This is a genomic window from Hallella seregens ATCC 51272 (assembly GCF_000518545.1).
Classification (GTDB): domain Bacteria; phylum Bacteroidota; class Bacteroidia; order Bacteroidales; family Bacteroidaceae; genus Prevotella; species Prevotella seregens.
Genome location: NZ_JADU01000001.1, coordinates 1 through 12,791, shown reverse-complemented (window position 1 = coordinate 12,791; position 12,791 = coordinate 1). Strand labels below are relative to the sequence as shown.

Annotated in this window: 10 protein-coding genes and 1 rRNA gene; 1 reads left to right on the top strand and 10 read right to left on the bottom strand. The window is 57.0% G+C overall.

The window, feature by feature from the left end:
* The first annotated feature begins 120 nt into the window (after nt 1–120).
* Nucleotides 121–1,647 (top strand): OmpP1/FadL family transporter, encoded by a 1,527-nt coding sequence (locus tag L888_RS0100055; protein WP_027951401.1) that lies wholly within the window; start codon nt 121–123, stop codon nt 1,645–1,647.
* A gap of 344 nt (nt 1,648–1,991) precedes the next feature.
* On the opposite strand, the gene priA is transcribed toward L888_RS0100055, so the two are convergent.
* The 10 genes from priA to rrf all read right to left on the bottom strand — a co-directional run bounded on the left by priA (nt 1,992) and on the right by rrf (nt 12,763).
* On the bottom strand, nt 1,992–4,268 hold the full coding sequence (gene priA / locus L888_RS0100050) for a replication restart helicase PriA (RefSeq protein ID WP_027951400.1): 2,277 nt from the start codon (nt 4,266–4,268) through the stop codon (nt 1,992–1,994).
* A gap of 288 nt (nt 4,269–4,556) precedes the next feature.
* Nucleotides 4,557–5,195, bottom strand: coding sequence for a porin family protein (locus L888_RS0100045; RefSeq protein WP_027951399.1), 639 nt, complete (start codon nt 5,193–5,195; stop codon nt 4,557–4,559).
* Nucleotides 5,196–5,230: 35 nt separating this feature from the next.
* Nucleotides 5,231–6,277: a type IX secretion system ring subunit PorN/GldN gene (porN, locus tag L888_RS0100040; protein WP_027951398.1), complete on the bottom strand. Its 1,047-nt coding sequence runs from the start codon at nt 6,275–6,277 to the stop codon at nt 5,231–5,233.
* Between the two features lie 72 nt (nt 6,278–6,349).
* A complete protein-coding gene (porM, locus tag L888_RS0100035) occupies nt 6,350–7,906 on the bottom strand; it encodes a type IX secretion system motor protein PorM/GldM (RefSeq protein WP_027951397.1) in 1,557 nt (518 codons plus the stop codon).
* A 12-nt stretch (nt 7,907–7,918) separates the two neighbouring features.
* Nucleotides 7,919–8,803 carry a type IX secretion system motor protein PorL/GldL gene (porL, locus tag L888_RS0100030; protein WP_027951396.1) on the bottom strand — a complete coding sequence of 295 codons (885 nt, stop codon included), beginning with the start codon at nt 8,801–8,803 and terminating at the stop codon, nt 7,919–7,921.
* A gap of 5 nt (nt 8,804–8,808) precedes the next feature.
* Complete coding sequence (gene porK / locus L888_RS0100025; RefSeq protein WP_027951395.1) at nt 8,809–10,254, bottom strand: T9SS ring complex lipoprotein PorK/GldK; 1,446 nt, start codon at nt 10,252–10,254, stop codon at nt 8,809–8,811.
* 69 nt (nt 10,255–10,323) lie between these two features.
* Nucleotides 10,324–11,256, bottom strand: a complete 933-nt coding sequence (locus tag L888_RS0100020; protein ID WP_027951394.1) for a PorP/SprF family type IX secretion system membrane protein — start codon at nt 11,254–11,256, stop codon at nt 10,324–10,326.
* 133 nt (nt 11,257–11,389) lie between these two features.
* Nucleotides 11,390–11,611, bottom strand: a complete 222-nt coding sequence (locus L888_RS0100015) for a DUF2795 domain-containing protein (protein ID WP_005844250.1) — start codon at nt 11,609–11,611, stop codon at nt 11,390–11,392.
* Nucleotides 11,612–11,782: 171 nt separating this feature from the next.
* On the bottom strand, nt 11,783–12,202 hold the full coding sequence (locus L888_RS0100010; RefSeq protein ID WP_156924962.1) for a hypothetical protein: 420 nt from the start codon (nt 12,200–12,202) through the stop codon (nt 11,783–11,785).
* A 448-nt stretch (nt 12,203–12,650) separates the two neighbouring features.
* Nucleotides 12,651–12,763: ribosomal RNA gene (gene rrf / locus L888_RS0100005) — 5S ribosomal RNA — on the bottom strand.
* Nucleotides 12,764–12,791 lie beyond the last annotated feature (28 nt).

Genomic DNA, 12,791 nt, shown 5'->3' with positions numbered 1-12,791 from the left:
ATGGACGCTCGTTTGAAGGCCTACACATCGTGTTAACGTATTATAAATATAGCCACAAACTATCCGACATTTAGAACAATCGGTGTACCTTTGCAACCAATATATTTAAATGTTTTTAAGATGACAAGATTAAAATTAGCTGTTATGGCCGTTGCCTTAACGGCTTCACAGGCTGCTGTGGCCGGCGGTCTGCTCACCAACACCAACCAAAACGTGGCTTTCAACCGCCATTTTTCGCGTGACGCAGCCATCGGCATCGACGGCGTCTACTCCAACCCCGCCGGCGTCGCCTTTATGAATCCCGGAGCCCATCTCTCCATCAACTGGCAGCTGGTGTTCCAGACCCGTACCATCCAAAACGAATATCCCCTCTTTGCCAACAACACAGCCAACGCCTCCACCCGCCGCAAGTTCCAAGGCAAGGCCTTTGCACCCGTGCTTCCCTCGTTCCAGTTTGCCTACAACTGGAAGAAATTCTCGTTCCAGAGCAACTTTGCCGTGGGCGGCGGCGGCGGCAAGTGCACCTTCGACGACGGCCTGGGCTCGTTCGAGAAGATTGTAGGCGAGACTGCCGTGGGGGCCTGCGCCCTGGCCGGAGCCATCGACCAGACCATGGGGGCCCGCCTGTTCACGGACGACGCCCACTTCGGCAGCAAGGGCAGCTACAGCTTCGACAGCTACATGCGCGGCCGCCAGTACTACTACGGCCTCTCGCTCGGCGCAGCCTACCGCTTCAATCCCTCGCTGAGCGTCTTTGCAGGCGTGCGCGGCGTGTATGCGATGAGCAACTACTACGGCTACGTGAGAAACATCAAGGTGGGCCGGGTGCCCCTCTACCGCATGCTCGATCCCACGAAAACCAACTCGGCCGACATCGAACTCAACAGCGACCAGACGGGCGTGGGCTTCACCCCCATCCTAAGCGTGGACTACAAACTGGGCCGTTGGAACTTCGCCGCCAAGTATGAATTCAAGACGCGCATGCGCCTGAAGACGGAGTCGGTGAACCAGGCTCCGAGCATCGGCAACCTGCCGGCCAACCTGATGGCCGCCTTCAAGGAGGCCGGTGTGTCCGAGGCTGCGGCCGCGGCCGTGCTGAACGCGCCCGCCGTGGCCAACACCATGATGGCCCTGAAAACGCAGTTCGACACCAAGCTGGGCGAGTCGATCGGCGAGTATGAGGACGGCAAGAAGATTGCAGCAGACATTCCCGCCCTGCTCACGGCCGGCGTGGGCTACAGCCCCATCGACCCCCTGCGCCTCAATGTAGGCTTCCATTACTTCTGGGACAAGCAGGCCACGGCCTACGGCCACCGGGAGGACAAGCTCTCTCGAGGCACCATGGAGTGGAACGCCGGGGCAGAATTCGACGCCAGCAAGACGGTGACGGTGAGCGCAGGATGGCAGAACACCAGCTACGGACTCACGCCGGAGTACATGGCCGACAGGTCGTTTGTGACCAGCTCCAACTCCATCGGCGGCGGCGTCCGGCTGCACATCTCCAAGAAAATGAGTGTCAACGCAGCCTATTTCTGCACGCTCTACGGACACGAGAAGACCAGCGAGACCACAGTCGTAGGCAACTACACGGCCGACTATACCCGCACGAACCACGTGTTTGGCGTGGGCCTGGACATCGACTTCTAAGGCCATGACACGTGGCCCGCGGGCCACAACACAACAAACTCCAACCTTGTTACCCTCCCATTGCGACAGGCGGCAACAGACCATGCGCCTCTGTCGCAATCTTTTTTTGAGCTTCTCCCTGCGGATTCAAAAGGAGAGAGAAGCCCCGCAAGGGCCGGGCCGACGGCCGGCAAGGTCGGCACCCCCCGACAAAAACCCCGTAAACGCCATGCGAAAAAGCCGTGGACGCATCGCGAAAACACCGTAAACGCCACGCGAAAAAGCCGCCACCGCACGACGAAAAAGCCGTGGAGGCGCGGCGGCCAAACAGCCAAGGGCTGACCGACAAAAAGCGGGGGAAGGGATTAAAGCGGGTCGACGTCGTAATAAATGGTGAGCGACTTGTAACCGGGCTGCTGCATCATCTGCTGCTGCACCTGCCGCAGAGCGGCGCGCGCCTGGGTCTGGCTGACGCCGTTTTCCAGCTTGATGACTATCTTGCGGATGCTCATGGCCTTCACCCGGGCCACGGCCGGCTTGTCGGGCCCCAGCACCCGCTCGCCGAAGTGGCGGCGCAACAGGGCGCCCATCTCCTGTGCCGCCGCCTCGACCAGCCCCTCCTGCTTGTGCTTCAGGTAGACATAGACCAGATGGCAGAACGGCGGATAGCGGAAGAGCTCGCGCTCGGCCAGCAGGTCGCGGTAGAGGGCGGCATAGTCGTTGTGCACCACTTGCTGCACCACAGGCAGCTGCGGGCTCCGCGTCTGCAAGATGACGAGGCCGCGACTGTCCTTGCGGCCGGCGCGGCCACTCACCTGACTCATCATCATGAACGCATGCTCGTAGGCCCGGAAGTCGGGATAGTTGAGCATGGAGTCGGCATCGAGAATGCCCACCACGGCCACCCGGTCGAAGTCGAGGCCCTTGGTCACCATCTGCGTGCCGATGAGCACGTTGGTCTTGCCCCGACCAAAGTCGGCGATGATGCGCTCGTAGGCCCCGCGCGTGTGGGTGGTGTCGAGGTCCATGCGCCCCACACGGGCCTCGGGAAACAGGGCCTCCACCTGGTCTTCTATCTTTTCCGTGCCGTAGCCCCGCCCCGTAAGGTCTGGGTTGCCGCAGTTGGGGCACACCGTAGGCACGGCATAGGTGAAGCCGCAATAGTGGCAGGTGAGCAGGTTGAGCCGTTTGTGGAAGGTGAGCGACACGTCGCAGTTCTTGCACTTCGGCACCCAGCCGCACACCTTGCACTCTATCATCGGGGCAAAGCCACGTCGGTTTTGGAAGAGGATGACCTGCCGGCCGGCGGCCAGGGCCTCGCGCATAGCGCGGAGCAGCGCGGGCGAAAAGGGGCCGCTCATCATGCGGCGGCGGCGCAGGTCCTTGATGTCGACCACCCGTACCTCGGGCAGGGCAAGGCCCTGATAACGCGTGGCGAGGGTCACAAGACCGTATTTTCCCGTCTGTGCATTGTAGTAGCTCTCCATCGACGGCGTGGCCGTACCCAGCAGTGTTTTGGCCCCATACATGGCGGCCAGCACGATGGCGGCGCTGCGTGCATGGTATCGGGGCGCGGGGTCCTGCTGCTTGAAGCTGGTCTCGTGCTCCTCGTCGATGATGACAAGGCCCAGCCGCTGAAAGGGCAGGAACACGGCCGAGCGGGCCCCGAGAACCACGTCGTAGGGCTGGGCCGAGAGCTGCTTGTTCCAAATTTCCACACGCTCGGCGTCACTGTACCGGGAATGGTAGATGCCCAGACGGCGGCCGAACACGTGCTGCAGCCGCTGCATGATTTGCACCGTGAGGGCTATCTCGGGCAGCAGATAGAGCACTTGTTTGCCCTCGGCAAGGGTGCGGCTGATGAGATGGATGTAGATTTCGGTCTTGCCGCTGGAGGTGACGCCGTGGAGCAACACCACGTCTTTCTGCCGCCACTGGTCGAGCAACCGGCCATAGGCCTCGCCCTGGGCGGCGCTCAGCGGCTTCACATACTCGAGATGGGGGTCGCCGGCATCGTTGAGGCGCCCCACCTCCTGGTCGTAGAGCCGGAGCAAGCCGTGGTCTACAAGCTGCCGAACGATGGCCGAAGTGCAGTGCGTAACGTTCATCAGCTCCTCGCGCGTACAGGGTTTCACGGATGCGGGCGCATCGGCAAACGCCGTGTCCCAGTGCGACAACTGCAAGTAGGCCATGAACACTTCCTGCTGGCGGCGGGCCCTGCGCAGCATGCCGAGGGCGGCATGCAGGGCGGGCTCGGTGCGAAACTTGGGGCCAAGGGTGACGCAGGTCTCGGTCTTGGGCCGGTAGCCGGTATCGGCCTTGAGGCCCGAAGGCAGGGCGGCCTTGAAGATGTCGCCCAACGGGGCCATGTAATAAGCGGAGAGCCACTGCCACAGGCGCAGCTGTCGGGGCAGCAAGATGGGGGCGTCGTCGAGCACGGCCAGCACCGATTTCAGCTTGTCGGCAGCCATCTGGGGGGCTTCGGAGTGTACGCGGACAATCAGTGCAGCGTAAGTCTTGCTCTTGCCAAAGGGCACAAGCACGCGCACACCCACGGCGCAACGACCCGCCAGAGCGTCGCTGACGGCATAGGTGAACGTGCCTTCCAAAGGCAGGGGCAAAATAATGTCTGCGTAATTCATAATTCAAAATTCATAATTCAAAATTACCATCCGGGACGATTTCTGCGTGTTCGACTTACGAGACAAGACCTATTATCCAAGTTTCTACATTTCCATCTTAAGAAATTCCTGCACGATGCTTTCACGAGACAAGGCCCAACAGCCAAGTTTCAACATTGCCTTCTGAGACGAATCACCGCTCACGGCACTGCAATACAAGGCTCAATATCAAAAATTGCCGCCCGGAATCACGGCTGAACAGCGAGTCCGGACGGCAATTTTGAATTTTAAATTCTGAATTTTGAATTGCTAAAAGTAATATGCCACCGCCACCTGCCACGAGTTGGTATGGCCTTTATAGACCGACGTAACGGTGTTTGTAACGGTGTTGAGCACCTTGGCCTCACCCGTCTTGCTGCAGGCAATGTTGTAGTTGGCCGAGAACTGGAGGTGGCTGCGCAGCGTGACACCCAAGCCGACGTTGACACTTAGGTTCGACTTCTGGAACTGGAAAGTGTTCTTGTAGCTACCCATGCTGGTCCAAGAAAACACCTCATCGCCCACATTGAACCCGAACTGCGGGCCGGCAAAGAGGAAGATGTTGGCCAGAGAGCCCAGTCCCACGCCATAGCGCAGGTTGACGGGAATGTTGATTTCCTGCTGTTTCACCGTGGTCTCACCTCCGGCAGCATCCGTGTTCTGCACCTTGGACGAACGCTGGTCGTAGAGGGCCGAAGCGTCGAAGCTAAGGCCAACGATAGGCAATGTGAACTTAACCGTGGGACCAACAAACCAGCCGGCACGGTTGTTGCCGTCGAACACGTCCTGACTGAAGCTCATCTTGGACACGTTGAGACCGCCCTTGAGACCGAACTTGACTTGGGCGTCGGCCGACCGGGACACCATCAGCGCCACGGCCAGAAAGAGGAGGGATAGATACTTTTTCATGATTGTAGTTATGGGTATTGGTGAAAAAATAATGGTTAATGCCGCTGCCGACGTACGGTGACGCGGGCATTGCTGCTACCCGACGGCGTGCCGCCCCGACGGGTACGGGGCTTGACGGTCTTGGCGGTTGAGGTGCGGCGGCCTTTCTTCATGGCCTTGAGGTCGCGGGGCGTGAGCCGTGCGATGGAGTCGAGCGAGTCCTTGCGGGCCTGGTCACCCCAGATGCCTTTCTCGAAAGCCGCAATCTCGCGCTCGATGCGCTGCTGCTCACGCGAGAGCTTCACGCTGTCGCTACCGGCCACCTGGGCCAGCGTCTGGCCGAGCATGTTGGTGGTCTTGTAGATTTTGCCCTTGTAGGCATTCATGGTGAAGTAGTCGTCGATGCTCATCGTGGCGGCATTGTTGAGGTTGCTCGTCATGATGGTCTGCTTGGAAAGGAAAGGAGCCAGGTCGGCATAGCGCACCCAAAACAAGGGATACTTGGTGACGCCGTCGCCAAAGTCGTCTTCACGATACATCACGGGGCAGAGCGCCTGCACCTTGGTATGGAAAGTGGCTGTGGCCTGGTCGTAGTAAGTGCTCTCCTTGATGAAGTAGCCCTTGACTTGCGCCGAGGGAATGTCGCTGTCGTCGATGTGCACGCCGCGGTCGGTGCGCTCGTAATAGACGTGATAGTCGTCGAGGAACTTCAGCGGACTCACGCGCAGCGACTCATCGAACCGCTCGTTGCCCGTGTTCACGTCGTAGCTGTAGGCCGCAATGCCACCGTGGCGCGGCCCGGCCATGATGAGCTTGAACATATAGGTGAACAGGTTCATCTGCGTGCCCAGCGGCTCCACGGGATAGTAAAGGCCGGCATTGGCATCGTCGTTGAGGCTGAGTTCGCGGTAGACGTCGCGCCTCCACACCACGTCTTCGCTCATCCGGGCCTCGGTGGGGAACGAAATCTGGGCGCGCAGGGTCATGTTGTCCCTGTTCGACTTCTGGGCGGTTGCCTGCTGCTGCTCGCGCCGGGCCTTGGGCTGCGCCGTGGCAGCCAGCGCAAGGCCGACGGCAAGAAGCATCAAAAATATTCTCTTCATGTTGTTTCTAAATTCTTCTATCATGGTTTGACTCCGTGGCCCTCTTCCCGTCTGCCGGGGAGCGGGCACTCCCTACTTCACTTTCACCTCCATCGCACCAGGCAGTGTACGGCTGATGCCGTCGGGGCCCACGGCCTTCACCTCGGTGATGTAGAACCGGCGGCCATGGGAGAGCCGACGGAACTGCTCCCGCATGCGGTCGGTGAAACCAGCGCCCGACGAGGCCATTTGCACGGCATTGCCCATGTTGTCGTAGAACACGGCGGAGAAGCTACTGACCTGGAACTGTATGTCGAGGATGCCGTCGTCGATGGCCGCGCTGAGCGTCGAGGCACCCATGAGACTGGCCTTGGCGAGACTGCCGCCCTTGAAACGGTCGGTGCCCAACGCTATGTAGGGCGTGGGATCGGGCAGCCGGCGCACCTTGAACGTGAACGGCGGGAACGACCGCAGCTTGCCGCCGTCGCGGGCAGAAACGTGGAATGTGACGTCGTGGCCCACGGCCGAGGGCACCGCCACGTAGCGGCCGGCACCGGCTGCAGAGAGGCTTCCGCCCGACATTGATACCGAAACGGCATTCTGGGGCACGCCCGGCACACTGACGCTGATGGGATTGCGGTATCCCGCATAGAGCACATTCATGAGGTCGGCAGCCACGGTGGCGCCACCGGGTACGGGAATGACACTGTATTTCTGCAGGAAGTCGCGGCGCAGCACGTCGCCGTTGGCATTGCGCATGAGGATGTAACCGCCGAACTGATGGTCGCCCACGCCGCCGGCTGTGAAGCTGTACTGCCCTGCTGCGGTGTTCACCCGCGAGCCGTTGACATAGATTTCGGGCTGCTTGGTGGTGTCGATGGCTGCCATGACAATGTTGGCTGTAAAGCGCTCGCCAGGATAAAGGGTAGTCTTCTCGGGCACAACAAAGGCCGAAAGTTTGTTCACACGAATGTCTTTGAGGTCGATGTTGGAGACGAGTGTATGGAGCACGTCGCCCTCGGCATGGCGCACATCATTCTGCAATTTGGACAGCAAGGTGACGGCGGCAGCCACCGGCATATTCTCGAACATGTACTCCTGCCAGTTCTTGCCCAGCGTGTTGGCCTTACGGGGAACTGCGGTAGAGAGGTTGCTGCTGATGATACGACGCTGCTCGGGGTCGGTGATGTATTGCAGAATGCGCTCACGATAGCTGTTGATGGCCCGGTAGAGCCTGCCACCCCGCCCAGTGACGGGAGCCAGCATCACCGTGCCGGCGGCATCGACATTGTCGATGTTTTCAATGTTGTGTACGTCGGCGTCGGCACCATCGGCCTCCCTGACGATAGCCACCTTCAGTTCCTGGGCGAAATTGAAGAGCGAATCGCTCATGGCCTTCACGGCGGTGGCCTTCTCAAACCAAGCCCGCACCTTGGCAGGGTTGGCGGCCATTTGGTCCTTGAAGTCGCCGTAGAGCGCTTCGTTCTCCGACGAGGCATTATTCGTTGTGCGGTTCAGACTCTCCTCGACCACGGCAAAGCCGTTGAGCACCTCGGTGGAGATGTTCAGTGCAAGCATGGCCAGTAAGACGATGTACATCAGGTTGATCATCTTCTGGCGAGGGCTGACCGGTCTTTTCTTGATTGCCATGTCGTCTGTCGTTTATTCGTCCGTGTGGGCGGCACCGGGAGCCGCCACGTGCATGTTCACCGTCATGGCCTCTATCATGCGGGCATAGATCTGGTTGAGTTGCTCTATCTGCTGGGCCATCTTGCGGGTCTGGTCGTTAATCTGGTCGATGGTTCCTATCTGCTGGCTGGCTCCTTTAAGCTGCATCTCGTAGACCTTGCTGATGCCGGTAAGCGTGCGGTTAAGGTTCTCCATCTCCTCGCTGTCGCGCGTGAGTCGGGCACTCTGCTCATTGACTTTCTTCAGCGTTTCCACCAATTCCTTGAGCTCGTCGACGTAGTTGCCCTGGGCCTCGTTGAGGGCGGTAGCCTCTTCGGCCGACATCTGGGGCACGTAGTTGGGCTGGGCGGCAGCCTCTTCGGCCGACATCTGGGGCACGTAGTTGGGCTGGACGGCAGCCTCCTCGGCCGACATCCGGGGCACGTAGTTGGGCTGGGCGGCAGCTCCGGACGAGGCAGGTGCAGCCGTCTGTACGGAACCGACAGGCTGGGCAACCTGCACGGCCACTGCGGCAGGGGCGGGCTGTTCGTCGGGAGCAGCGGGCGTTTCGCCCTTGCCATAAGAGACGATGCCACTGGCCAGGAACTCCTCCGTGACGCGAGTGGGCATCTCGCGCCCGTCGGCCGTCTTGTCGAAAGGACGGTCGAAAGCAGAGATGAAGAACACCAACACCTCTGTGCCCATGCCAAGGAAGAGCATGATATTGGCCCCGGCCAGATGCGTGAGCTTGAACAATGCACCCAGAATCACGACCGAAGCACCCCAGCTATAGGCATAGTTGAGGAAAGTTTGGCCGGCAACGGTGTCCATCCACTTCTGCAGACGGTACACCAGATTGTACTTGCTATAATTTGACATGATGGTTATCTCTTTTTCTGTTTACTGGTGATGGAGTTGGCCAGCGAGCGCACACAGCGGAATCCGATGTAAGAACGGGGCTGGTTCTGATACTCCCACGTGCGCCAAGCCGAGCGGATGTAGCTCTCGGGGTCTTTCCAAGAGCCTCCGCGAACGCTCTTCTTCTTGAGCTTGTAGGGGTCTTCGCGGGCTGCTTTGTAGTCCAACTGGGGGTTGAGATCGTTCATGGCATCGACGCCCGCCTCGGTATAGATGGTACTCGTCCACTCGGCCACGTTGCCGGCCATGTCGTAGAGGCCGTTGGTGTTGGGCGAATAGCTGGCCACCTTACTGGAAATGAGGTTGCCGTCCTTGGTGTAATTGCCGCGGTCTGGCTTGAAGTTGGCATAGAAGCAACCATTGCCATTGGCCACGTCGGCATTCTCCCACGGGAACTCCGTCTGGTCTTTGCCACGGGCGGCATACTCCCACTCTGCCTCGGTGGGCAGTCGGTAACGCTGAATGTAACGGGCTTCGGCTCCCAGTCCTTTCAGCAGATAATCGGTGCGCCAGGCACAGAACGCGTTGGCCTGTTCCCAAGTAACGCCCACGACAGGATAGTCGTTGTAGGCTGGATTGGTGAAGTAGTTGCGAAGATAGGTCTCGTTTTCCGAGTTTTGGAAATCGTTAACCCAACATGTGGTGTCGGGATAGATGTTGACAATGTACGTATTGAGAAAGTCCCACGGGCCGGACAGGGGGCGGTTGATGGTCTCGCTGACAATGCGTCCGTTATCGTCGATATAGGCGGTGTCCTTGCTAATCATGACTGTCTCATCGGGATCGGCTGCCATATCGGTATTGAGATTGCGCTCCTCGGGGTTGAGACGGTTGCGGCGCAGTGCAGCCGTCACGTAGTCGTACACCTCGTATCGGTAGTTCATCTGGCTGTAGTCAAGGAGTTTTTCGCCTGTCACGGGATTAGTGACATAGAGGCTTTCGATGGCGCGCTGCTCGTCCTCGGTGGGCTTGCGGGGCAAACGCTTGTTCCAGTTGAGGTGAGGCTTCACAGGATCGCCATGCTTGTCTTCGGTAATCATGTACGACTCGTCGCCGCCGTAAGAGGGATCGGCCAGCCGGGTACGCAGGATACTGTCGCGCACCCACATCACAAACTGCTTGTATTGTGAATTGGTCACTTCGGTTTCATCCATCCAGAAACCGTCCACGGAGATGTCTTTCACGGGAGTCTTCTTGCCCCAAAGGCTGTCCTGTCCTTGCAGACCCATCTTCAGATAGCCGCGATTGATGCGGGTCATGCCGTAAGGTGTGGGTTCGGTAAAGGTTTTGCCACTCACGCCCACCACTTCGCCGCCTCGACCGGAGGCAGAGGCCGACTTGGCACTGAAACAGCCTGTCAGCGTCGTTGCGACGGCGGCCAGGCAGAGGGCCACAATAGTTTTCTTTCCCATATAGCTTGAAAGGTTCGTCATTTCAATTTTCTGTCTTTGCTTCGCTCCCGCATTCTTCTGCACAAAAGCCTATAAGATGCGGACGCTCTTGTGCAGGTTGCGGCCTTTCTTCGTTAAATTGATGTCGTGTTGGTAGCCCACGAAAAGCTCGTGACTGCCGTTGCCCGGATTGATGCCCGAGGTATAGGCCTCGTAACTGTAGCCCAGCATGATACCGTGGAAACTGCCACCCACCATCACGGTGACGGAATTGGTGGGGCTGTAACCCACACCACCATACATCACCCTGTCTCCATTGGTGTAGATCAGCCGGGCGTTGACATTCGCACGATAGACCACAAGGTCCGTTTGCACCAGAAACGAAGGCTTTATTGTTAGAAACGGGTTGCGCAACTTTATATTGTATCCCCCTGTTAAATAATAAGTACGGTCGATCTGCAACTGGTTGGTCTCGCCAAGATGCACGAGAGGGGCGTTGGCATGCAACACGGAGACACCGGCATACCAGGCCTTGTGTGTGTAATACAATCCGGCACTCAAATCAAGCGAGTTGCCCGATGCCGTGGAGAAAGCGGGGTCACTGGAGTCTTCTACATCGAGTTTGTTCGCATCAAAACTCTCATTGAGCATGCCGGCCTGTAGCCCCACGCTCATCTGTCCACCCATCAACTTGAACTTCAACGCATACTGTAAGGCAAGTTTTTGATGGGTGAAGAGACCCAGCTTGTCATTCATGAACTGTAGTCCCACGCCGTGATACGTCTTCAAGGCATAAAGGGGCATGTCGGCTGAAGCATAAGCTGTTTGCGGATTATGCTCAAAACCGGCCAGATCGAGAGCGTAAGCAAAGGTGGCGTTGAGCTTCGGCTGCTTGCCAGCCGCTGCGGGATTATAAGAAGTCTCCATGTCAAAATAATGACTGAAAGACGGGTCATACTGCGCCCACATCCTCTGTGAGGATGCTGCTACCAAGAGTATTATAATCCAAAAGCGTTTAAACACGATTCAATAACGGCCTTACGGTGACTTTATTGCATGAAAAAGGCTGTACGCCGGTATCTTCATCCAAGTCGGAACATTCCGACTACAGCATGAAAAGACCGACGTACAGCCTGTGTATCTCAACCACAAGACCTTAATATTCGTCTTCGTTCCAAAGAAAATCGTCCTTGGTGGGATAATCGGGCCAGATGTCCTCAATGCTCTCATAGACATCGCCCTCGTCTTCTATCTCCTGTAAGTTCTCCAAAACTTCAGCCGGGGCACCAGAACGTACTGCGTAATCTATCAACTCTTCTTTAGTTGCAGGCCAAGGAGCATCCTCGAGCTTCGAAGCCAAATCCAATGTCCAATACATAGTTTTCTCGTTTTACATATTACTGAATAGTTGCGCAAAAATAAATAAATTATTTGTATTTGCAAATAATTTGTGTTTTTTTTTAGCCGCTTCTACAGACAAAGCATCATTTTCCAGCCGTTTCTGCAAACATGTGCAAGCACTCCTCCAACAACCCCAGTAGCTGCATCCTCAGAAATTGACTATATAATCCTGCTTGATCAAACGATGGTCAAAGAATATCAAACCGCAATAATATAAGTCGAAAGTGATGCCGCTTCGCTTATCATCCCTCATATTCCGCCAACGTCGTAGTGCTTGCTTATTGTCATGGATGTCGAGAACGATAAGCAGAGAACCCTCGTGGGCACGACTTGCATAACGATCATACACTGTTTTTCCCGCTTCATCCGCGTCGATCACCACCACATTTCCGTGAAAATCTTTTTCCAACTCACCAATATACGGAGTCCATTGCTCATCTATCACTGTAACATCAGCATGACTGCATGCAGTTCGCACATAGTCCTCCCAACATGCCGGAACCTCGCCATAGAAATACCAATGACGTGCCTGTCTGTCATTGGCAATACGAAAAAGCAGTTCAGCCATCTTCCGACTCAGCACATCTATCCTGAACCACCGTAACCTCAAATCTTCATAAGAATAATATGGATAGTGCTCATTAATCACATAACGAATAAAACGATAGGCCCATGGTGACTGCACACCAAATCCCCTCGTGTGCTTCCAACGCCTGATCCAAACGATACTTCTTCTCAATCTACCCATATATCAGGAACGCCAATTTCCCCATTTTAATATATCCTTATCTAAAAACACATCCATATCGCCCCCTATAAGTTCCTATCGCCCCCTATCATAGCTTATCACCTCTATAATTACCTATCACTTCCTATAATTACCTATCATCTCCTATCATAACCTATAATTGCCTATTACCTCCTATCATTACCTATCCCCGCCTATAATTGCCTATCACCTCCTCCCCCACCAAAAAAGTCCCCCGCCCACACTTCCTGTGGACGGGGAACCAAAAAGCAGGCAGCTCCCTACTCTCCCGCATTGCATTGCAGTACCATCGGCGCAGACGGGCTTAACTTCTCTGTTCGGAATGGGAAGAGGTGGGACACCGCCGCAACAGCCACCAAAAATAACGAATGACCATCGGCACAAGGCA